This is a genomic window from Dyadobacter sp. CY343 (assembly GCF_021390335.1).
Lineage (GTDB): Bacteria > Bacteroidota > Bacteroidia > Cytophagales > Spirosomataceae > Dyadobacter.
Genome location: NZ_JAJUXK010000004.1, coordinates 538,949 through 561,663, shown reverse-complemented (window position 1 = coordinate 561,663; position 22,715 = coordinate 538,949). Strand labels below are relative to the sequence as shown.

The following is a 22,715-nucleotide window of genomic DNA, read 5'->3' as shown; positions in this document are numbered from 1 at the left end:
GTTATCAGGAAAAACTAAAATCGAACGAGCTGTCGAAATCACCCTCTGGAAAAAGCAATTCAGGATCAATAGTTGGCACCCACCGGATCGGCTGCCAGTCGACTACGGTTATCGAAAAGGCATGAGAATGAGAATTTGTTATTTGTCTGCCCCAGCTGATCCTGCACCCGTTTTCGACTTTACCGGCCAGGTAGCATAGACCGGTTGTATCACGTGTCAAAACAATAAAGCGGCATTTGGCATTTCTATAAATCCAGTTAACCAGTTCAGTTGCCGGTCCCTTAACTGGGACCGAGATGCTGGTGCCATAGGATACCCCGTCAGCACTTTCAGAGCTGGCCTCAGTGAGCGTTGCGGTTTTGGGTGCAAGGCGAAACTTTGTAATGACAGTGTCCGCCTTAATTTCAATAGAGTTGATAGTCTCCTGCAATCCATTTCCGAAGGTGTCGGACTGAAAGGAGATGTCATCTGTTCTAATCAGAAACAAATGGGTTAGAAACCCGGCATTAAAAGCGGATTGACTTATTTCGCCCAGTTTTTGGATAGTGCCTAACATGCCCGAAAATTAGGCCGAAAAAGACCCTCTTAAAAGGACGGAAAAACGCGCTTTTTGAAGGCTGATAAAGAAAAAAAACCGCGTCAGTTTGATCTAATCGCGGTTTTTTTATGAAAATGGGATGGACTTCTTACGCGTCAGGTGGACTTCTTTCGCATTTAGTGGACTTCTTGCTCAAAAAGTGGACTTCTTACGCGTAACTTTTTGCCATTTTTCTGTTGGTTTTCATCACGTAGTCGCGGTAAACCTTGCGAAGTGTTTGCCAATCCACATCAATGTCCTTTTCGATTCCCCGTCGCTTTAAAAATGAGGTGATCAGCGGTCCATAATCCGCGCCGGTCAGCTCTTGCGCTCCGCGTACTTCATAGATCAAACTGCGCCGGAACATTTCATCCATATAATGCACAAGAAGCGGCAACTTATCGATAGGCACCTCGAAGCTTTGGATATGGGTATAGTAGCGGATTGAAAGGCTACCAGCAGCGGTGGCTTTGCCCGTTAGCTGGGTGTAGGGGATTGGGCGGGAAATCAGGTGGAGCAGCTTGCCCAATTCACTGTTCTTGTCGACGTGTATTTCGTCGACACCGTTCTTTCTGACATAACCAGAATACTCGAACAAAAAGAATTTCTTCACGTGCGCCGGAAGCGTGATAACAATTTTCTTGACCATTTTTGAGAGAGGCGGATTTTGTTATAAAAATAGCGAAAAATGACAAATAATTCTATATGAGCTAAAATCGTTATGCAGCGCTTAAATTGCTTATAGCGCCTATCAGGGCATCAAATTTGCCTTGCGTGTTAGAAGCGTTCACAGCTCCTTCTACATTCCGGACCGCACCGGCAACTCCGTCGACGGATTGTTTCACCTCGCCAACGGCAGACGACACCCGGATCAGGTTTATATTGGTCTGCTTGGCTTCTGTTAGAATATCCTGAATGGCTTTCAGCTGCTCTTTTCCTTGACGCTGGGCTTCTTCATGCGCAGCCTGGGCGCTGGCCGTATCACCGGTCACACCGCTGCCGCCGCCGTCAAGCCCATCGAAGGATGAGCCGTCGAAAGATGGCATGTCGCCCATTGCTGCGTCGGCTTCTGCCTGGGCTTTTGCAGCTTCCGCTTCGGCATCCTTGGCGGCCTGCTCCGCCTTGCGTTTTTTAGAACCAAAAAGGTACATCCCGCGCTCAAAATACGGACTTTCGAACATGCCACCGTTCTTGAAGGCCATCGGTGTGGCAGGGTGCTTCATTACGGGTGTACTTGCCAGACCAGGAGTCCGGGCATTACTGAACATTTTTTGAATGATCGGCCAATTGGCCTCTGTTTGCTTGGCGCTGATAATCGCTTCATCTCCCTCCATTTCACCCACTTCACGGCCAGAGAAGCGGTCGACCAATGCGATCCCGCCGTCGCCGTAGGAGCTTCCATGTTTGCCCCCTCGGGCAATGAAACCGCCTTGCTCGAAAGAAGGTTCAGGCTGGTTCTTAATCTTGGCAATCTGCACGCCTGTTACCACAGCAGCAGTAGCCGCTAAAATGATGTTAAGCGGGAAAAAGTTGGCCAGCGCCTTTAATACCGCAAGCGCGCCGGTGATCAATGCCGTCGCGATATCAGCCTTCTTCTGGGCTGCAAAAGCCTTTTTCTTTTCAGCCATTTCCGTTGCCCGAGCCTTGCGGTTTTCAGCGGCGATGGTTTCTTCCAGATCTTCCTTGAAAGTGGCCTTTTGCTCGGCTTCTTCAGAGGCCATCAGGATCTGCTTTTCACTGGCCTGAGTGGCTTCGGCCAAAGCAGCTTCGGTAATCTCGGTGTTGAATTGGGAGAGCTCGTCGATGGTCTGCATCTTCGATTGCGCTTCTTCTTCTGCCAGCCGGATTTTCTCCTCACTTTCATTTTTGGCCAGCCGTATTTTTTCTTCAATCGCCTGCTTTTCGTCTTCGGTTTTGGCCATATTGGCCAGCCGCTGCAAGTCTTTGATCTTTTCTTCTTCAGCATTTTTCATTTGCAGCAGCTGCTCTGAATAATACCGTTTCAACGCGTCGCGCTTCTCTTCTTCGCTGGTGGTTTCGCTAGTCAGTATACGCTGGAGTTCTGTGAGCCGGTCGGTTTCTGCCGATTTGAGCTGCGTCACATAGTTTGAACTGGCAGTGATCAACGCGTCTGTCACTGCAAGCTCATTGGTCAAAATGGCTACTTTTTCATCGCGCTCCCGGTTGGCTTCGGCGATCGCTTTCTCGGCTTTCTTCTGAGCCAGGTCGTTCAAAAAGTTGACGGCAGCGATAGCAGCTTGACCGGCAGCTTCGTAATTGGCGGTGTCGGCCGCTAGCTTTTCCTGCCATGCTGCCTTGTGGCCTTGAACCATTTTTTGTGCGCCGGCAACGAATGCATTGATATCACCTTCCAGCAGGGAAGCAAACATGCTGCTGTAAGCACGCACGTTCTCGGCCTTTTTATCGTGCAGGTCTTTGTCTATCTGCTTTTTATCTTCGGCCGCTTGCTTATCAGCGGTGATCGATTCCTGATGGTAGCGATTTTCAACAGCCAGGATTGCGGCTGCACGCTGGTCTTTGTCTGTGATGTCGGCATTGATCCGCGCCTTCTCGGCGGCTTCTTCCTGGGCAAGTTTTTCATGCAGGAAACGGAGTTCCAGATCAAGCCGTTCTTTGGCGATATCGGCCAGCTTTTTGGCATTCCCTTTTGCCGCAAGTTCGCGGAAATCAAGTACAGCAAGCTCAGCCTGCCGCTCGGTTTCTGTGATGAAGCGGGTATTTTCGATCCGTTTCTCATCGGCTTCCTGCTGGGCTTTCAGTTCTTTTGCCCGGAATTCGTCTTTTGCTTTTGATATCTCATCGTCGGCGTTGCGGTTGATCATGACCCGCGCAGCTTCCTTCTGCTGCTCGTCAACCTTCATCGCTTCGACCGATGCTATGCGCTTGCGACGCAGTTCATTAATCTTTGCTTCTTCTGCGCCCAGCGTGTTTTTAGAGACGGTTGCATTGTGCTCGCTTTCCATCTGCGCCATCAATTCGAGCACTTTGGCGCGGTCGTTTTTCACCTGCTCATCGTACTTGGCTTCCGCGTCCGCATACGATTTCATTTCCTTTTCCTTCTCCTTTACCCGCTTGGCGGCTTCCTTCTTTTGCTCGTTGGTCAGGCCTTCCTGATACTTTTTGCCCTGCTCTTTACCAGCGAATTCAGCAGCTGCACCAGCAGCAGGATTTGACCACATCGCTTTAATTTCGCTACCTGTTTGGACGACGGAAGCTTTCATTGATCCCATCGCGGCAGTGCCATACGTTTTGGCGTTGTCCCAGAGTTTTTTTGCGCCTTCAAAGTTCCCTTCGGTTAATGCCCTTGTAGCTTCCCCCAAAGTAAAAATTGCCCGTCCCGCATTCATAAAGGTGTCTACAATGCCCACTGCCAAACCTTTGACAACCAACAGCACGCTACCGATGGCTTTGCCGACAAACCCGAGCACGGGAATGGTTGCGCCCAAAAGATCGAGGATTGCTATAAAAACAGGCTTTAACCCGTCCCCTAGCGTTACAAGCATACTATCGAAGCTGTCGCCCAGGTTGCTGGTTTTGCCCGTGAGCGTCGTCATCATTTCTGCATTCTGGCCTACTACCCCGGGCATAGCACCAAGTGCGGTAATCGCACCATAAATGGCTTCCTCTGTATTTTTAACAGCCACCGTTTTGCCTTTGAACATCAGTTCAACAGAGTCGCCTTCCTTTTTGGCCTTGATACCGAATTCCTTTAAACGTTCAAATTCACCGGTCTGGGCATCAAGTACTGCTTCGACCAACTGGTCGAAGGTTTTGCCTTGGCTGGCGGCAAGGTCGGTGAGCTTGACCATTTCGGCCTGACTTGGCCTTAATCCACGGTTGACCATCTTGACATAGCCATCGGTAAGCTCGTCGACGGAAAAGGCGGTTTCAGAAGCAAGTTTTTTGATTGCCTCCATGCTTTGCTTTGCGAGCTTTGGATCGCCCAAGGCGGTCGCAAGAACCTTCTCGTACTTCTCAAATTTGGCGGTCGTATCAAAAACGGCCTTTCCCATATTGTAAAGCCACTGGACAATCTGCAAAGCCAAAATGGCCTGAAAGGCAGTACCCACGGATTTTACGCCGGAAGTGATGCGGCTCCAAAGCGTTGGCTTGGCAAGGTTTTCGCCTTCCAGCCTGAGCGCCTTCGCGGTGGCGTTTGCCTTTTTAAGTTCGCCTTCAACTTCACCCAGCCGCTTTGCGTTCTTGACGTAATCTGCCGATGCGCGGTCGGCATTTTTCATTTCCTTAGCCAGGTCTTTGGCTGCAAGTTCGAGCTGCCGGATCGTCATTTTTGAGACGTCCATCACTTTGAGCTCTTTGGAGAGCTTGGCAGCTTGCTCCTGGGCTTCCTTCATTTCATTCTTATACTTTTTCCACTCCTCAGAGCCTTTGCCGCCAGATTTCTCAATCTCGGTGATGGTCTGTTTGAGGTCTTTTGCTTTTTTGTTGGTATCGTCAAGGGTTTTTTGAAGCTGCGCGGCTTCCCCCTGGAATTCGAGTTTAATTACGTCTCCTATCATTTGTCAGCGTGTTTTCGGGCTAGCTTGGTTGTGCGGCCGTTCCAGGCACTCTGGATGCGGGAAGCGTTGATATTTTCGGTCGGCAGGTTGATTGTCGTCTCAAAACCGAAGGTTTCGCGAAAGGCCTGGGCAGCATACACGTTGGCAGCTGCCCGCATATCCTCATAGAATTGCGGGATTAAAAACAGGCGCAATTGGTCATTGTAAATACCCCGGTACCCGCGGCGAATGTTTGGGGTAGCGCGCAGGTAATACTGGATGCCTTTGGCGATCCGCTCAATACTTTCGACCTCGGTCGGACGGGAATTGCCTTTGTAGCCAGGCACGTAAGCAAACCGCTGAATGCCTTGTCGCTCTACCCAATCCATCAGCGGACGGATCGGCGGCACTGACCCATAGTTCAGCACCTTCATATCCTTGATCCGTAGCAGCTCCGAAAAATCAGCGTGTGCGCTGATCCAGCCCTTGCCTTTGGTTACAGTGCCAGCCCGGATGCTGTCTATCAACGCACCGGTATCTTCCACGCCTTCACGTGCAACAGCATCTTTCAATGCTCGCTCGACGCGAAGCATGAAGTCATTCAGGAATTTTTGAAGGATTGGGCTATCTTCGAAATCAGTCACTAGCTAACGAGGGTTTTTTACGTTAGCTAAGTTGCCAGCCTATTTCAAGAGGGGAAAGGACAATTTTGATTAAAGTATAATAACTTGATGGGTTATTAGGTAAGCAAACAAAACCAGTGATATGAATCTCACAATTATTCAAGACAATGACATTCTTCGAGCCCAATCAGAAATATATCTTCCTGACTTTGTTCTTCTAACTGGTGAGAATGGTTCAGGGAAAACGCAACTTCTAAATGCATTGCATGGAATGGAGTTGGCAACAATAACAAGTGATGATGGACAAGCTCTTACCCATGTTCACCACGCGGGGCAAGGCTTTGCTGTCGAGCTTAACGATTCGGCCTACAGGGAAGCATTGGATGAGATAAAACAGAGATGGGACAAAGTTATGCCAATAATGATATTGATTGAAGCATATTTGTTTAAGGATTCACTGACAAGTGAAGATGTGGAAGGTCTCAATACACGTTATCACCGATTACTTTACAGGGAGCCGGAGAATGGAGGACGCTATTCTAGAACTTATGTTAGCTATCAAGAGGCAGTGCAAGCCTTTAACCTCTGTAAAACGTCCTTGAAGCATGCCGTTGAATTCACGGAAACTGATTTTTTCATATTTGCCCCTCTTTCAACCTACCACCTTTTCTATTGGTCGATACCGCTTGTATTTAAGCAATTTGCTTTAAAGAAAAAGCACTACCCGTCTTTGGTGGATGATGTTGAAGCACCATGGGATCTGTTCAATCGGATCTCTAGTCGATCTGGTTTTTCTTACAAGATTGTTTATCAACCTAGTGAAGATCATGAGCCTCCTAGCGCTGTGAAATTTGTTCATGAAAAAGGATTCTCCGTTGACATCACAAAGCTTTCATCTGGTGAACGGTCATTGCTTTCCCTTGTTTTGACATTGTATAATACAGGAGCAAGCGTCCAGCCACCTGAACTACTTCTACTTGATGAACCAGACGCCTATCTCCATCCATCTCTGGCCGATAAATTTTTGACAGCACTTTACGATGTCCTTGTCAAAGAAAAATCTATCAAAGTGATCATGACGACTCATTCACCAAGTACTGTCGCATTGGCCCCACCGGAATCAGGTATTTTCATAATGCATAAGGATGTTGGATATCCTGTGGAATGTGGGCGAAATGAAGCGATTAGGGCACTAACAAAAGGCCTAACAACCCTAAATGTTTCAATAGAAAACAGAAAGCAAGTTTTCACAGAAGCGGAAACTGATCAATATTTTTACGAGAAACTTTTTGAAAAGCTAGTCGTAAAAGACGAGTTGAAGTCCGATCAGCTTTTACTTTTTGTGTCGGTAGGGGGAACCGATAATTCGATATCTACAACAAAGGCGATAGAGGATGCAGGATGTGCTAAAGTAAAAACCTTAACAAAACAATTATATAATGATGGCAACGGGAACCGTCAAATATTCGGAATAATTGATTGGGATACGAGAAACAATGGAAGTGATAGAATTCTAGTTTTCGCAAACAAAACTAGGTATTGTCTCGAAAACTTTGTTTATGATCCTTTGTTCATTGCCTGCTTCGCGTTAACTGATGGAAAAGAAAAACATAACTATGGCCTTGAGGCTGCCGAAGATATATTTGACATTCATAGATTCGACTCTCCAAGGTTACAATCGATTATAGATACAATAACAATGAAGGTGTTTTCTAATATGATTTGGTCAGATGATTCAATTAAGAGCACCGATCTTTCTAGTGTATCTTTGCTAAATGGCAAACAGGTATACTTACCAGTGTGGTATCTTAAAAATCCCGGACACAAAATTGAGGCCGCATGCCGAGCCGCTTTCAATCCATTAGGGGCTGAAAGAAAAACTGCTGTATTTATAGCTAAATATGTGATTCCGAACTACCAGTTTTTACCAATAGATGTTAAAAATACATTTGAAATGTTGCAGGGTAAGAGTACGTTAGTTTAATAGTTAAACGCCGCCAATTAATAGCGCTGTCGCCACCCCCCGGATCGGTACCCCAACGTTCAATTGAGCGATAATGTAATCGACTCCGTTGATGTGGTATTTGGCAGAGAAATCAAGCTTTGCGATATCGGTTTCGGTGATTGTGAAATCCTTTCTCAGATAAAATGAGCGCTTCCGGAGCGCGATCGTTTCTTTCCAGCTTGTCGTGGCCAGCGACGCTGGAAAGAGCGATATACCTTCCAGCGTTGGAAGTGCCCGAGGGTACAGATCGACTACGCCATGCCAAAAAAGTAAACGCGGGCCCCACGGTTTTGCATCCTGTGCAAATTGGCTGGTTTGCCCTTCCTGCTTGCAAACGGCAAGCCCGGTGAGCGGATCGATCAGCATGGTTGAAAACCGAAAATCCAGCGTCGCGATCCCGTTCCGGGTCCCTTGCACTTCTTCGGAAAGATAATCAGCCAACTCTGCCGGCTTGTCCTTTGCCATCGCATCATTTCCGTCCACGACCATTCTCAGCTGCAAGCGGGTGTTGTTTTCGGGCGTCTTGGGTTCACCATAGGTAGCTTTTTCCGACCAATCGAACTTTGTCACCGATTGAAGCGAATCTTCCCAAAAATCAATTCTAAGCGTTTTCTCTACGCTGTTAAAATCAAATTTCAGGTTTGCGATTTTGCGAAGCTCCATAATAAATTGCACCACCGAAAACGCTGGAAGGTGGTTTTTAACCACGATATCTTCGGTCTCAACTTCCCGCAGGTTGGCAAGGATCAGCTTGCTCCACACTGGATGGGTGAGAAAGCTGCCGATGATTTTTGTGCCGGTGACCTGGGCAATCCGCTTCAATATCCAGTTAGCGAAAAACTGCGGAACGACAGGACTGTCGATGTAGGATCCGCTAGCTTCCGGATCCGTCTGCAAAAAGTCATTGATCCTGCCGCCGTACGATATCGCACCGCCGTTTGCGCCGTAAAAGCTTTCATTTACAATCGTTGGAAAGCAGCAGATTTTAGCAATCCCATCGGTTGCCAACTCGTCGACCATCTCCGGAAGCACCGGTGCCGTTAGTGGTAAGGTACCGAAATCGATCTGCTGCAAGGAAACATTCTGGAATTTGCCAAAAAACAGGCCAAGCTTATCAGTAAATGCACCTTTGTATCCGGTGTCGAACGATGCCTCGGTAAGCAGATAAAAGCCTTCCTTAATCAGCTCACCGTTTTCAAAATGCGCATAATGCATTTCAGGAAGGTAAGAGCCAGCCTGCGGTTCTTCCCAATAATTAAAGACTGCGCGGTTTGTCCGCACTGCCGGGAAAATAGGAATGTCTGCCTGTGATGACGGTATTTGATCATAGAGCAGGTGTGGGTTCAAAAGCTGGTAGGCGATACTTTGTCTGGCAGGTACATAGACCTCAAAGCCATTTAGTCTGATCATAAATTAGTGACTTCAAAGGTGAGCGGCTCGTCGCTGCTATTGACGACAACATTGTCAAAGGCGTAATAGCCGGCCTTATTGACGATAATTTCCCTGTTTTTGCTTGGGATGGTGATTTTGCATTTCCTGATCTGAGGGTTAGAATATTCCACTTGTACAATGAAATTGTAGGTTCCGGGATTATAGGAATTATCCGAAATCCTTGTTTCTGGTGGATTTTGTCCAATCGTATTTGAAATAAGCTCAACTGCCGAAATTCGAAGATCCACAACGGGTCCTGCATCCGAGCTGCCCACTACAACATTGCCCACGCCCATCGGGATTTTATGAAGGATAGCAAAGTGAACAGGAACATTGTTGAGCGTACAAGTTCCATTACTTTGAGCATAAGCCTGGGTGTCCAAACTGTCAAAGCGGGCTTCGGCCAAAGCATCAGCATCGCCTGCGTTTTCTCCTCCATAGGCCCCGGCTGGTACTGCTATTGTTGCTTGTCCGCCAACATAGCCGGGTGTGCAATTTGACCTTTTGAAACTACCCAATCGGGAAATGGCCTTGTTTGGGAATGGCGTACTGCCAACTATGATGGTGCTATCCCAGATCGGCTCAATGTAATCCGGATCGCCCTGGGAGTTGCTTTTGACCGTATAAGGCTTAAACAAGCTGTTGTCGTCGGCATAAACCTTTTCCAGCTTTTCGAACGCCAAATATCCCGTTCTCTTGCCGAAAGAGTCAAGCACCTGCCGGACAGACAAGCCGCGCCAGCTGGTCTCCCTTTCAGCAGCGCGCTCAGCAGCAGGTAAATCTGAATAATTTTCTACCGTGTCAAGTATCCGGAAGCTGAAAGTCCGGGCAATCAGGTCCTGATTGTCAGCCTGGTCAACAAGGTTACTTGTTATCAGCTGCAATGGCCGGTGCCCCTTATCGGTGATCAGGTACATTTCATCGCTCAAAAGCAACTCGTCCAGATATTTCAAATAGGAGATTGCGTCCCGCTTGAAATAGCCTGTGCTGATTTGGAATTCGTACTCACCTTGAATGGTGATGATTTTTAATTCTGAAAAGTCCACCGGTGCATCGGCTGGCCGCTCAATCTCTGCGGCACTTTGTGCCACTTTGAGCATGCGCTGCATCTGACCGGTAAGTCTGAGTGTATCCCATCCGCCCAAAGAATTTACAAAGAGGATACTTCGGTCGAACACTTCATTGATGTGATCCATCAGAAAACTGCGAACCTCGCTGACCCGCTCATTGTCTTCATTGCTCAGCCAAACGTCGTATTGAATGCACTCGGCGGGAATGCCAAGTATATCAATCCCGACCGGACAGCAGATCACTGAGTAAAGAGGCGGATTAGCCATTGTTTTGACAGTAATCGCTTCTGAGCTTTGGCCTGATTCCAAGTAGTACTGAACCCGCAAATGTAGCTCGGTAGGCTTGGGTGTAAAATTCACCAGAAAATACAGGTATTCTTCCTGGCCGGTATCAACGCGCTTATTATTGGGCTGCCAGGTCAAGAATTGCCGCTTACCGGTCTGCCACTTTTTCCAAAAGTTTTCTCCGTAAGCGAAAAAGTCTTCATTGCTCAGGCCGGCCTTAATGGCATACATCTTAGGGAGCGGGTTTATTGTCTCAACCGCAGGTTCGCCCCCTTTAACCATTTCGGTTAGCTGGAAAGCCATCGTTTGAGAAAGCGAAACAGAGAGGTGATCCTGCTTTTGTTTGGGCTTTGTGTAAGAAAGCAGTCCGTCTATTTTCCCATTGCGGCCTGAATTATACCGGAACTCGGCGCCGGCAAATACTTGTATGCCCGATTGGTTATCGACTGGCCGTTCGCGCCCTTCGGAGGTGTGAAGCTCCTCGAAATTGTCTGAGAATGGAAATTCCGGAATGCTTAATCCCAAATAATATTTCAGTCCGACCCGGCTGGTTAGCGCGGTGTCGGCCGCTTCAATAATATGGGTGAGCTTGTTCCGACTGAATTTGAGCGGTAGGTAAGATAGGTCAGATGCAGTTGCGTCGATCATAGAAAGTTTCCTTTCTACGAATTTTGCCCGCCTTCAAGCCTGAGAAAAGGACGGTTTTACCTTTTGGTTTTGACCATCTGATCATACACCGACATTCTGACCAGTCCGGTTTTTATCCAGGCGGTCCAGTAGCGGAACCGCAGGTTGATCAGATCACTGAAAAGGAAGCGGACAAATACGATCGGCGATAGAAGTGTCCAGACTATCCAAAAGCCAACAGCACGCGGGTTGAGAAGGTTAACAAAAAATTTCATTTGCAGGGAGTCCAAGTTTCATTTTTACTTCATAGCCATAGGCTGCATCCGCACCTAAATATACGACTGGCTCTACCGATATCGAATTGAAGTCCAGATAGTTTCTATACTCACGCGCATCATGTTGCAATTTTTCGATAATCGCGCTCAGGATCGTTTCTGCTTTGTCAAAAGCAGCGTCCTGCTCATCTCGGTCGTCCAGCCCTGCCTTACACCAGGCATAAAATTGAGTATTGAAATTGACCACCAACAGATGGTTCTCAATCAGCTGGGTTGTGTATTTGGGGCGAAAGACGAAAATTCCGGGGTAAACGTCCTCAGAACGGCTGTCTGCCATCATTCTATCAAGTCCGTTGGCATCGCTCATTTCCACATACATCACACCGTTAGCCGCCTTCTGGGCTTCCAAGATAGGGGATAGGTATGGCCAGAATTTTGTTTTGGTAGGGTTCATATTAATTTTGATTGGCCTGCTTGTGGCGTTCAATTTCTGCTTTAACATCCTTGTGATGCTCTTCGAGAAACTGGAAGACCTCGTGCACGTTCGCCTTTTTGGTGTGTGACATGTTGCCAAAGATTGACTTCTCGGAGAGCAGGTGCTGATTTTTGATCATGCTTTGCCCCGGGAATTCGTCCGGAACTGGCGGTGTGCCATCGTTTTCGAACAGGTCGAAATAAGAAAAGAAGTTTTTGACCGATCCAAGAAAATAAACCAGCACCAACACCTTCTGCTCGAAGTAAGCATATTCGATCTGCTTGGATCGGAGCTGGGCGATATGCTCGTTGTAGTCTTCGCGGTCATCACCATTCCACGAAGGATCGTTTTTAAAATCGCCAGCGCGCTTCGGCCGGCACAAAGTAGCCACCAGCATATTGAGCCGCTCTTCCCCTTCGATCAGCTGCTTTATAAATGCCTGCGCATGAATGTAAGCGTCGGTCAACTCGCCAAAGCTCATGCTGCGGAAACCGTCATTAAAAAGTAGCCAGTCTTTGCCATCCACCTCGAAGCTTTCAAACGGTGCGATCGTCAGATCACTTTTCCACATCCATGAAAGCACCCTGAGCAGGTCTGCCAGAGCTGTCGAGCTGGCATCCATGTTTCTGGCGGTGGAAGATCTGCCAAAGAATTGGTTCATGAGCCGGTTCCACTTTTTCTGCTCGAAACCCAGCACAACACGAAGGATGTTGTGGTAAGCAATCCTGCTTTCGGAAGCAACAAAAACATTGCGCAGCAGCTCAGGCAGCTTCTTTTTGTCTACTTCCGTCCAATTCTCTGGTAGGTCAAATTCCTGACCGTTGATGCTGATTTTGATCATTGATCGTATTTCTGTTCGATTGTCCAATAAACTTTTTCACCCTTGGCCAGCACCGACGCAACCAGCGATTGCAGTTTGTCGGTTGCTACTCGGCTATTGCCAACTATGTAGTCCCCACTTTCGGTGCCGTACTTTTCACCAGGTATCAGGCATCCTTCGGTGTGAAGGTGGGTATTGCCAGAATGCGCCCGTATTCCAGCGAAGCCAGGAACGCCGATCAGGATGATCATCTGACGCTTGAACCGGTTTGAATAGGTGATGGCCACCTCATAGCGCCCGACAGGAATGGCGGTACGTGCCGGTACTTTTATGCGACTGATTTCTTCAAGCGGGGTGGTCTCAAACAAGTCGCGGTCGACATCTTCCAGAATGTACTGATACGGCTTTCCATCGACGACCAGCGTGGAAAGTGTTGTGTTCTTACCCTTCTTACGCCTGGTCGATTTGATTTCCATCAGCTGATTTTTTAGAGGGTATGAAGTCTTTTAATTTATCCCACGCCAAAAGGAAAATGGTCTTTTTTCCCATGTCGTAGTAGTTTTCCTGTACCGACCAGAACTCGGTGGCCATGATGCTGATCAGCGCTGCGTATTCAAAAGCATGGAAAATGGTCACTTCCACACCGCCGATCTGGACATGCGCCAAGCCGTGCAAGCTGGAAAGCACGCAGATGTAGTACATCAGCTTGGAAAAGGTTTTGTCTTTAAAAACCTTGGCCGTTGCCGGTCCATGTTTGAGCGGATCCTGATTGTGCAAATACTTCTGACGCTGGATACCAGCATAAGCATCGTAAGCGATCATCAGCACCAGAAAGACCAGGTACCGGAAATCGGCAAAAACGTACATCTCGACAAATTCGAGAAGCCATGCACCCAGACCGGCAACCAGTGCCCAGATGGTCATAGTAAAAAAGTGTTCACTAATGAAGGTGAAGTGATTGATCATTGCTGTCATGCAGCTTTCGAGGTAGGTTTTCATATTAGTAGGGAGGGGTAAGTTTGCCAGCCGCAAACCCGAAAACGAATGCAAGAGCGACCCTTTTGCGCCTGGCTTTGCGCTCGGCGGCAAGTAGCAGTTCGTAGTGCTCCTTTTGCACCCGAAGCTGCAAGCGGAGCAGATTGTTTTCGGCCTTGGAAGCAAGTGACTGCTTGTTAAGGAATTCATTTGTTTTTGAGAGGGTATGGTGGATCGGTTTAAGCAGCTCGTAATTGATCAGGCTATCCAGCAGGGCATCTTCATAGCCCTGCTGCAACTTTTCTTCTGATCCTTGCGCGGTAGCTTTCGCGCAGGCTAGCCCGGTCAGTGCTATCCAGACGGTCAACAGAATCTTTTTTTGCATACAGGGTATTCGTTTTCAGGGTATAGAATGCCGCCGAGTCTTCAAATTGCTCGATTTTCGCTTGGACGATACGAAGAGAGTCATTGATTTGGATATATGCAGGGACGGGTTTTTCGCTATGTGTGAAGGTCTTCCAGTACAATAGGCTGTTTGCGATCACAATTGTGACCAGAAGCACAACCTGTGCGATCTGGCCAATTTGCTTTACTATTTTCATAGCTTTTTGATAATCGTCTGCCTGCCGTAAGCCCTGCCCATGTTGAACTCCACACCGTTGTAGCGCACGGTCACATTGTCTTCGTACAGGTGAGCAGAAAGGAAACCATTGTAGTAAACCAGCACAGCTCCTTCTTTGCCTTCACCGACAATACAAATACCCTTCTTTTGATCGAAGGCATCCTTAACCACGAACAGGTTATAGTTCGGTACCCCGGAGCCATTCAGATGAAAGCCAGCGGATCCGGGTTTTGCAATGAATTCGCCGCGGCTGGACCGGTAAGAGATAAAGGATTTTTTCGTACTTCTGTCCCGTATGTCCCAGGCTACTTCAACGCCAGCTGCCATCGCGTCAATCGCCGACGCATAAAGCGTGTGCTTCAAGCCGTCGCCACTATTCTCGGGAACGCCGTTCCTTCCAAAATCGCCGTCATTAAGTCTGACGAAATCTTTCTGACCTTTCTTTCTGAACCCGATGTATTGATCCGACCACCAATTGATTTTTGTCGAATCGCTTCCGAAGTCCGTGCCGGGAGCATCCCACATGGCCATCCCGGAAGTAATGAATGTCGACCAAAAGCCGCCAGTGAAAGCTTCTTCCCACGCCATCACGGGCGCGGTATTCATTTTAGTTAAAATATCGCCGTCCTTATATGGGATAATGTCGCCTGAGTTTCTTTGCTCAATCCCGACTTTATTTCCCTGATCGTTCGCTACAAAGCTTTCGATCATTGGCGTACTAAAAATGGTCAGGTTTCGCTCGCGATCTTTGCCGTCATAGGTTTTCGTGGCCAGCTTTACACGCTCGTTCAGGGCAATGAATTCGTAAGGCAGATTGTATATCCGGTTCCAGAAATAATATTTTGCGTTCAGGTTTCGAACGTCAATGCTGCCTTCTGTAAAATACCTATGATCCTCAGAAGTCCATCCGTGAATGCTGTGCCCTTTGTAGAGTTTGCTGGTCAGTGACTCTTCGTAAGTTTTGCGGTCACTGTAAAGCAATCCCTGATCGATTGCACCGTAGTAGTCATCGCCACCATACCCGCCAAAAACCCCGGTTTCTTTAACATCAATGTTCGGATACTTAGACCTGATGTCATCGAGGTTTCCCCGGGCAAAATGATAAGAAACTTGGTAGCCAGGAAGCGTGAATTTGCCATCATACTTGCCCTGCCCGTTTTCAACCAGCTCCTCTGATTGATAAGATAACGGGCTTGATCCCATCATGTATGACGACCATTTGCCGATTGAGTAGGCTTCGTCTGCTGTTAAAACCCGATCCTGCTCAACCTTATGAGTTTTGAAAGTCATCGCCTGAGTAGCCATGTACTCGCTGGACATTCCTTCGAAAAGCTTCGCGTCTGGAATTATGCCGACTCTTTTGTAAGCGTCCTGCTTATCGCCCTTGTTAACACCAGCCGTTGCGATCCATTTGTTGTAAGGTCGCCAGTCGATCGCTGGCATTTGTTTTGGGAAATTGAGCACGCGGGAAACGACTAACCATTTAGGTTCTGTTCCTTGCCCTACTTTCTCATCCGAGTGGATGGAAAGTAAGACCTGTGACATTTGACCGTTGATGGTATTTACCCCACGCTCGCCGTAAGCTGTCAGGTATTTCTTGAAAGTTTCGTAGTTGGGAAACCTGTCAGGATTTAAAACAAACTGCTTAATGGTAATCGCACCATCCCGTAAAGGGATGTTTTGCAGCTTTTCGTAGGTTCCATCGGCTTTCTCAAACCAGCCGTAGCCAGTCATGTAAAAAACGTTCTGACCTCTGAGCTTTGCTATAGGGCCGGAATTGTCCAGCTCTTCGGTGGCATCTGAAATGGTGCCATCGGCATTGAAATTTATTAGGAGTTCCGGGGTTTTGTTGAAAGTATAATTTCTTCCCGCTGCCCTGGCCGAGTAAGCACCAAGTGTTTTGCTTGTGCCGTTTGTTGGGGCAGGAGGGATCACTACCCCGCCGCCGACATCGCTTTTAATTGGGAAATCCCTTCGGTCGTCGTCGCTTTTGCAAGAATAGCCACGAATAATCAGCGTGTAGCCGCTGGTATTTATCGCGCCGGTTTGATTTGGATACGGAATGGAGACAATAGAACTCTTTGGAGCGATTAGGCCGGTAGATATTTTGGAGCCGCCATTTTTCCAGACCTCGAATTGCAGCGTGTCGACCCCGTCACCGTGAAATTGCAGCGTAGCCCCTGACAATGTGATGTCACGAATATCCCGGATATCCGGTCCTACTGGGCAAACAGGTTTATTAACGGGCGGCTTTACTACCGGAGGTGTGACAACGCCTGCTTTATAAAGACTGTCGGCATGTGCTTTGGAACGAAGCTCGGATGCCTTGATCTGGCTGTTGATATATTCCTTTGTGGGAATTTCAACGGTCACAGTCTGAGCAAACCCGGCAATGGGGACAATGGCTACGAGTAGCCTGAGCAAGAGGTTTTTCATTTGATTACAGGATTACGTGGGATTTATAGGTAAAATCTTCCTGTTCTTCCACGGGTGCGGCAAGAACGGCGGTGTAGTACTGCTGGAATTGGTTCGGGCTGGAAGCGGTATCCATGAAGGTGCGGAGCCTTCCAAGATAGAGCTGGGCGTCCTGCCAAAGTTGCTGGCGCTGCGCATTGCGGACTTCGGCGCCGGCAGCTGATTCATTGGTGATCCCGTCCCACTTACGCACATCCCGAAGCCCGTTTTCATCCACCTTGATGGGCAGATAAGGATAAGCCTCGTGAAGGGTCAGGTAAGCAAGCGGTTCACGTATTTTCTCGACAAGCAACAGCTCGGCAGGTGAGAGTTTTTCATTCGGGCTTTTCCATTTGGCTTTCAGTGCATCAAAAACTGCCGGTGTTATCAAGTCACGGATATAAAGCTGCTCGCCGCGATGAATGAACCGTTCCAACTTGGCAAAGAGCCTGCGGTTTTTACCAACTAAGGCCACGTAGTCGCTCAGCTCGTCGGCAGAGCGAATGAAAAATGTGTTTCTGCGTTTGAATGCTTCTGATTCCGTCCAGACATCTGGTTTAATTTCTTCCAGCAGCTCCCAGAAAAATTCCCAATGCATATCGACCATCGTCATATTTGCATCGCGGGTATCAGCGTATTCCCATTTTGCGATTGCAACGGTTTGGGCTGGGCTTGATTTCATTAAGCCCATATCGCCCACACGCATCTTTAACTGCGGCAATGCTAAATCATACGCTGCCCAGGCCACACAACCTTCACTGACATTTCGCAACTCGCCGAGCAGCTCTTTTTCAAGATCGTCGAAGCTGTCGAATTCTTTCTCGTTGAGAAAATCGTACAACTCAACGCCAACGGCCTTGCGGAATTCGCGCTCTGCAACTTTTATAAAAGGCTCGACGGTGCCGAATTTGAGACTGGTCTGGATACCGCCGAGATGTTCTTTAAATTCTTCTGCTCCTACTATCATTATTGTCCTTGGTTTACGACGGCCTGTGAGCCGGTTGGGTTTACATCCAGAGTGGTGATCTGCACTTCTTTAAATCCTGCCTGTACATCTTTGTAGCCCATCATCCGAAGCGCGGTATTAATGTCTTTGAGTACGTGTAGGCGGTGGATTGGTGTGCGGAAATGCTGCTGATAATCGGCCATTACCCTGATCTGGCTTCCGGAGTCGTTGCCTGATCCCGGGTTTACACCCGCCAGCGTGGGCAGTAGCCCGACCGAGTTGGCGATCGATTGGTTGGCGTTTTTGAAAACCTTATCGTAGGCATCGTCCGACATTTCATTTTTCAGCGGTACCACATCGACGTTGTCGAGTGCCTTGCCATCCGAACCGCGCATGTACTTGATCAGCATGGTCTTGTTGACATTTTTCTGACCAGCCAGCCAGCCCGACAGGTTGTCGGAAAACTTGCTCCAACGCTTCTTTACTTCGCCGGATTCCACGTTTCGGTTGCCATCCTTATCGAAGTAGTCCCCCGGCATACGGATCAGGTACTTGATATTGTAACCATTCAGGATACCATTCTTGTGGAAAGCGGTGATCAGGTTGGCCAGCTCGATCGCCTCTTGTGCGCACCACCACGATGGGAATGCATAGAATGGCTGGCCGGGAATCTTGTTTTTCGAGTGGGAGATCGTGACGGTTTGCAGTTTGTTGAAGTCGCGATTGTTACGGTCAAAGGCTTTGATTTTTTCTGTCTGGCCTTTGGCGAAATAGCTGGATTCGCCGAAATATGGGTTTACATGGAACAGCTCCCCGTGCTCTGGCTTGGCAATACGCGTTTTGAAACTATCGACTACTGAGAGGGTGAACCAGTCTTCGAGCGGGTCGTACTTCCATTTGGTAAAGATGTTCGCATTGTCAACCCGCTGGCCGATCGCCGAAACCGCATAGTCCTGCAAGTCCGTCGCCCAACTCCAATCGTCAAGCCTGGCATCTTCGTATGGCACGAGCTGCGATTTGCCGTCGATCGTTTCCTTCTTGAAGAAACCTACACCGGAAGCGTAGATCATATCCCTGAGCGATTCTAGCAGCGATTGCACAATCGTATTGTTCTGAATCAGCTTGCGCATGACATTGGGCTGATTGTCACCAACACCCCAGCGGACGTGGTCGAATGCATCATATTGTGACCAGGTGCTACCGCCGAAACTAGCGTCGCGGGATCCGGTAAGTTGAAGGACGGAAGCATTCTGCCCGCCTTCATTGAGCATGAAAAGGTTGTTGGAAATCTGGGTTACCATTTATGTTCTCCGTTGGTATGGTCTACTGTCATGCCGTCGACTTCGACGAGCAGGTCGATTTTAATTCTGAAATGCTTGTCTAGTTCGCTGGTAGCGTCGTGGTTTTTGAAAAGGAACTCGTGGTTGGTGTTGATGTTCCCGCGGAACTTTCTAGCGCCTGGCAGGTGCTGGAAGCTTTTGCTCACGCGCTTTTTGAAGCCGATCGTTCCATCAAGCTTGGTGTACTTGATCGAGTGCACGGAAGGCTTGCCGGCAGCATCGTCACTCCTGATGCTGGCCATCGCCACCTTGCGCTTGATTGTTTGTTTTGTTGCCACTGCTTACCGAGGATTTGATAAGCGAAGTTGGTGTTGGATAGCAATGGAAGAAAGGACGGAAATCTGTTTTAAGTAAAGTATAATAAATGGTTACTTTTGAACCAGTCACAATAAACTATGAAGGCATCATGGCAAAAAGTCAGAAAGAGGAGGGCATTGAAGAACCAATCCTGGTTAAGAAAATGACTTGTGGCATTATTATGCCAATTGCGGGCAATCAGGACTACAGTACTGAGCATTGGAAAGATGTACTGTCAATTATTTCAGAGGCGATACATGCTACCGAAATTTTCGAACCGAAATTAGTGAGTGAAGATGTTGCTATCGGCTTGATTCACGAACGGATAGTAAGCAACATTTACAATAATGAAATCGTCGTGTGTGACGTGAGTTCGAAAAATCCTAATGTGATGTTCGAACTTGGAATGAGGCTTGCGTTTGACAAACCAACAATCATAGTGAAAGACAGCGACACTGGCTACTCATTTGATACTGGGCCAGTAGAGCATTTGAACTATCCTAGAACACTTCGATTTGCGGATATTGTGAATTTCAAGCTCACTCTTGCTGCCAAGATTACTGCGACCTATAACAAATCGCAAGACGAGGCTGATTTTTCTCCATTCCTAAAAAGTTTCGGAAAGACAATAAAGCCTGCTAAAATTACTGAAACTGAAATAACACAAGGGGATTATATAGTGTCTGAATTGGGTCGTATCTCTAAGGAGATTAGGTTGATGAGACGCGAAGGATATTTGAGACAGGAGGGTGTATCTCAACTAGATACTACGTCAGAAATTAACAATACAAACTTAATGAATTTTGTGAAAGGGAGATTTCTTGACATAATCAAGAGGTATCCAGGTCGAAGTACAACGGAACTAGTACCTCTACTCACGGACGAATTACAGCAATCAGGATTCAACTTGCCAGAAAAGGAAGTTCTTTATCTTGTAAAAAAGCTGCTTTCAGGAGATGAGGTGATACGTTGATTGTTCAAATCAACTCCGGTCAATGAGTTTGAAATGCTTGAAAAAGGCGAAGCTTACCTCGATGATTAAGCTATTGGGTGCTTATTCGCGTATCAATCTCTTCTTTAAACCTAGCCACTTCATTGACTCTCTTGAGGATGTAGCCAGACAAGTCAAAGATCCTATAAGGAAAATTATCAGTATACAGATTTTGGAGTTCATGGACATGCTCAATGCCTAAAATACGCGAACGCTCACTCAGGATATCGTATATTTCTTGCTCCTCATAGAGTACTTTACCTGACGCAGCATCAGTTACCTTAAAGTTTTGAAAGCCGTGACCCGAGAGGATTGTTATCCCATCAGAAAATAAATGACGGTTTTCCGGATCGCGTCGAAAGCCTAAATTCTCGGGATAAAGTATCAGAGCGCCAAAAGGGCCACCGGGCGCAGATGGCTTTACAAATGCAGTGGATCCGTTCGAGAGATTTTTAACTTCTATAAGCGAGGGATAATCTTCATGTTCCAAGGCAAGGATTTGCCCTGGTATAATGATACCGGTACCCTTATAGCTCCCATTTATCGCAATCAGGTTTCCCACCCGAAGTTGGCTGTATTTAGTGTATCCAATTAAAATTGGATCAATAGCCGGGTCATTTAAAGAATATGCCATTTAGAAGAGTGAAATTTGGGTCGAATATGCACCAGGTAATCCGTCTTCTGCGAGTTCTGGGTATGTCACAGGATACGGATCTTCTCCGGACAGCTGAAACTTCTGGTTAATTGAGAACGCCTCCATATGGTCTTCCGGAAATTGAAAACTGGCCAGCTCTGTCATTCGCTCAGGAGTAACAGTTGTCATCATCCATTCCCACGCTAATTTGTCCGGTAGAATCGTTGGCATTCGTTTCTTCGAATTATGGATTAAGGCGGCCATCGGGTTAGCGTCGGTAGTTATCATGGATAAGGTATCCATTGTCTCGCCGGTATCCTGATCTGTCCAGGTGTTCCAAATACCAGCCATGTAAAAATACTCTCGACCTTTGACTTTGATTGCGAAAGGATACTTGTCAGGCGTTTTTAATGGTTCCCCAGTCTTTTTATTGATTCGATATTTATGATGCCATTCATAATATTGATTTGAGATGATCAGGCAACGGCTGGAAAGCGCGGCATCTTTGAAAATCTTAGGTTTGTTAGTTTTTGGATTGATCCATAGTAATTCCTCTCCCCTAGCATTCTCAGTGTCATAGCCGGTTTGAAATGTTCCATCTTCCTTCTTATAGCCATTTTCAAACTTTTTGACCATTTCCATATTCTTCAATCCTTTTGGAATGAAGCCCCATCGCATCGTGGTAACATCGAAATCCGTCCGGTCGTCATTCGGCTTTAAGACTGCCATTGGCGGAGACTCGGGTCCGAGAACTGTTGGTCGTTTTAGTTCCGCCATGCCAGCAATCGACTTTTCTAGCTCCATCAAAGTGATATATTCAGCTTTGGTTACCTTTTGCCCGTTATAATAGCACATAGTCTATTGATTTTTGAAGTACTCAACTATTTTCGCTCCGATTGGAATTGCCTCTTGCTGCCTCCCTTCCGGTATTGACATCCAAACTTTCTTACCGTCAAACACCTTAGATCTGCTGATCATCAAATTTTTGCGACCATCCGGAAATGCTATTTCAAAAACCTTCCGATCGACCATGGTATGGATCTTGATCTTCAAGAGCATATCACCATATTCGAGTTCAAATTCATCTGGCAAGAAAAGCATAATGTAAAAAGTTTATACCTAAAGTATCAATTATTGAATCCCTTTCCTGAACTCCTGGGGATTTTTAATCACTTGAACTTCTGCAATATTGGTTGGATGGTATATCCCCTGATAAAAGTGCAGGATGTGTTCGGTCTCTCCCTCGCCAGGTTTGTAGGTTTTCAAAACGTTCTGTTGTCCCCTACGCAGCGGTATGATGTCAGTAATGATATATAGTCCGGTAGGCACTACGAAGATCTCCTCTTCAATCGTTGGTATCTGATGATCAATGAAACGCTTCATTATGCCTTTGTCGAGCGGAACTTTAAAAAACTCAAACCCTCCTTCTATGACAGCACTGATATGTTTTTTTATAAAGTCAACCTTTTCGCTTTTTCGGTGTTCCTCCCCAATTGTTACCTGGCGCAAAATCATACGCTTTGAGTATGGATTCTCCCCAGACAAGAGTCGGGCAGGAAATGTCGCGCACTCAACAAGTGTGTCCGCCTTCAAATAGACTACATCGGTAATCCTTAAATATCCCCTCTCATTCGATTCCCAGTGTGCCATCTCACCTCATCCATTTAACGCAGGTGTCAATCTCCCACTTATCAGTGTACTTAAATCTAACTACATAAGCCGCACCGTCGATTGCAGATAGGTAGCTG

General features: G+C 47.3%; 22 protein-coding genes. 2 read left to right on the top strand and 20 right to left on the bottom strand.

Annotated features, from left to right (window positions below):
- Nucleotides 1-4: 4 nt before the first annotated feature.
- The 4 genes from LZG94_RS14245 to LZG94_RS14230 form a co-directional block, all read right to left on the bottom strand.
- Nucleotides 5-556, bottom strand: a complete 552-nt coding sequence (locus LZG94_RS14245) for a hypothetical protein (RefSeq protein WP_233792541.1) — start codon at nucleotides 554-556, stop codon at nucleotides 5-7.
- A gap of 190 nt (nucleotides 557-746) precedes the next feature.
- Entirely contained in the window at nucleotides 747-1,226 is a 480-nt protein-coding gene (locus tag LZG94_RS14240) for a hypothetical protein (protein WP_233792540.1), read from the bottom strand.
- A gap of 70 nt (nucleotides 1,227-1,296) precedes the next feature.
- Entirely contained in the window at nucleotides 1,297-5,118 is a 3,822-nt protein-coding gene (locus LZG94_RS14235; protein WP_233792539.1) for a hypothetical protein, read from the bottom strand.
- Nucleotides 5,115-5,741 carry a hypothetical protein gene (locus tag LZG94_RS14230; protein WP_233792538.1) on the bottom strand — a complete coding sequence of 209 codons (627 nt, stop codon included), beginning with the start codon at nucleotides 5,739-5,741 and terminating at the stop codon, nucleotides 5,115-5,117. The genes LZG94_RS14235 and LZG94_RS14230 overlap by 4 nt, the downstream gene beginning before the upstream one ends.
- A gap of 121 nt (nucleotides 5,742-5,862) precedes the next feature.
- Here LZG94_RS14230 and LZG94_RS14225 point away from each other — a divergent pair, with 121 nt between their 5' ends.
- Nucleotides 5,863-7,704, top strand: coding sequence for an ATP-binding protein (locus LZG94_RS14225; protein WP_233792537.1), 1,842 nt, complete (start codon nucleotides 5,863-5,865; stop codon nucleotides 7,702-7,704).
- Between the two features lie 3 nt (nucleotides 7,705-7,707).
- On the opposite strand, the gene LZG94_RS14220 is transcribed toward LZG94_RS14225, so the two are convergent.
- From LZG94_RS14220 to LZG94_RS14165, 12 genes are all read right to left on the bottom strand, one after another.
- Nucleotides 7,708-9,135, bottom strand: coding sequence for a hypothetical protein (locus LZG94_RS14220; RefSeq protein ID WP_233792536.1), 1,428 nt, complete (start codon nucleotides 9,133-9,135; stop codon nucleotides 7,708-7,710).
- Entirely contained in the window at nucleotides 9,132-11,159 is a 2,028-nt protein-coding gene (locus LZG94_RS14215) for a DUF5977 domain-containing protein (protein WP_233792535.1), read from the bottom strand. Before LZG94_RS14215 ends, LZG94_RS14220 begins: the two co-directional genes overlap by 4 nt.
- A gap of 56 nt (nucleotides 11,160-11,215) precedes the next feature.
- Nucleotides 11,216-11,413, bottom strand: a complete 198-nt coding sequence (locus LZG94_RS14210) for a hypothetical protein (protein WP_233792534.1) — start codon at nucleotides 11,411-11,413, stop codon at nucleotides 11,216-11,218.
- Nucleotides 11,397-11,867 (bottom strand): hypothetical protein, encoded by a 471-nt coding sequence (locus LZG94_RS14205; RefSeq protein WP_233792533.1) that lies wholly within the window; start codon nucleotides 11,865-11,867, stop codon nucleotides 11,397-11,399. The genes LZG94_RS14210 and LZG94_RS14205 overlap by 17 nt, the downstream gene beginning before the upstream one ends.
- A gap of 1 nt (nucleotide 11,868) precedes the next feature.
- Entirely contained in the window at nucleotides 11,869-12,729 is an 861-nt protein-coding gene (locus LZG94_RS14200) for a hypothetical protein (RefSeq protein WP_233792532.1), read from the bottom strand.
- Nucleotides 12,726-13,184, bottom strand: coding sequence for a DUF5675 family protein (locus LZG94_RS14195; RefSeq protein WP_233792531.1), 459 nt, complete (start codon nucleotides 13,182-13,184; stop codon nucleotides 12,726-12,728). Before LZG94_RS14195 ends, LZG94_RS14200 begins: the two co-directional genes overlap by 4 nt.
- Nucleotides 13,159-13,707: a hypothetical protein gene (locus LZG94_RS14190; RefSeq protein ID WP_233792530.1), complete on the bottom strand. Its 549-nt coding sequence runs from the start codon at nucleotides 13,705-13,707 to the stop codon at nucleotides 13,159-13,161. Before LZG94_RS14190 ends, LZG94_RS14195 begins: the two co-directional genes overlap by 26 nt.
- A gap of 1 nt (nucleotide 13,708) precedes the next feature.
- Entirely contained in the window at nucleotides 13,709-14,068 is a 360-nt protein-coding gene (locus LZG94_RS14185) for a hypothetical protein (protein WP_233792529.1), read from the bottom strand.
- A gap of 213 nt (nucleotides 14,069-14,281) precedes the next feature.
- Nucleotides 14,282-16,741: a hypothetical protein gene (locus LZG94_RS14180; protein ID WP_233792528.1), complete on the bottom strand. Its 2,460-nt coding sequence runs from the start codon at nucleotides 16,739-16,741 to the stop codon at nucleotides 14,282-14,284.
- Between the two features lie 4 nt (nucleotides 16,742-16,745).
- Nucleotides 16,746-17,726: a DUF6712 family protein gene (locus LZG94_RS14175; RefSeq protein ID WP_233792527.1), complete on the bottom strand. Its 981-nt coding sequence runs from the start codon at nucleotides 17,724-17,726 to the stop codon at nucleotides 16,746-16,748.
- Complete coding sequence (locus tag LZG94_RS14170) at nucleotides 17,726-19,006, bottom strand: hypothetical protein (protein WP_233792526.1); 1,281 nt, start codon at nucleotides 19,004-19,006, stop codon at nucleotides 17,726-17,728. Before LZG94_RS14170 ends, LZG94_RS14175 begins: the two co-directional genes overlap by 1 nt.
- A complete protein-coding gene (locus LZG94_RS14165; protein WP_233792525.1) occupies nucleotides 19,000-19,323 on the bottom strand; it encodes a hypothetical protein in 324 nt (107 codons plus the stop codon). Before LZG94_RS14165 ends, LZG94_RS14170 begins: the two co-directional genes overlap by 7 nt.
- Before the next feature lie 128 nt (nucleotides 19,324-19,451).
- Here LZG94_RS14165 and LZG94_RS14160 point away from each other — a divergent pair, with 128 nt between their 5' ends.
- Complete coding sequence (locus LZG94_RS14160; protein ID WP_233792524.1) at nucleotides 19,452-20,315, top strand: hypothetical protein; 864 nt, start codon at nucleotides 19,452-19,454, stop codon at nucleotides 20,313-20,315.
- A gap of 70 nt (nucleotides 20,316-20,385) precedes the next feature.
- On the opposite strand, the gene LZG94_RS14155 is transcribed toward LZG94_RS14160, so the two are convergent.
- From LZG94_RS14155 to LZG94_RS14140, 4 genes are read right to left on the bottom strand one after another with little or no spacing between them, the layout of a single operon-like run.
- Nucleotides 20,386-20,967, bottom strand: a complete 582-nt coding sequence (locus LZG94_RS14155) for a hypothetical protein (protein ID WP_233792523.1) — start codon at nucleotides 20,965-20,967, stop codon at nucleotides 20,386-20,388.
- Entirely contained in the window at nucleotides 20,968-21,822 is an 855-nt protein-coding gene (locus tag LZG94_RS14150; RefSeq protein WP_233792522.1) for an SOS response-associated peptidase, read from the bottom strand.
- A gap of 3 nt (nucleotides 21,823-21,825) precedes the next feature.
- A complete protein-coding gene (locus tag LZG94_RS14145; protein ID WP_233792521.1) occupies nucleotides 21,826-22,068 on the bottom strand; it encodes a hypothetical protein in 243 nt (80 codons plus the stop codon).
- A gap of 30 nt (nucleotides 22,069-22,098) precedes the next feature.
- Nucleotides 22,099-22,617, bottom strand: coding sequence for a hypothetical protein (locus LZG94_RS14140; protein ID WP_233792520.1), 519 nt, complete (start codon nucleotides 22,615-22,617; stop codon nucleotides 22,099-22,101).
- Nucleotides 22,618-22,715 lie beyond the last annotated feature (98 nt).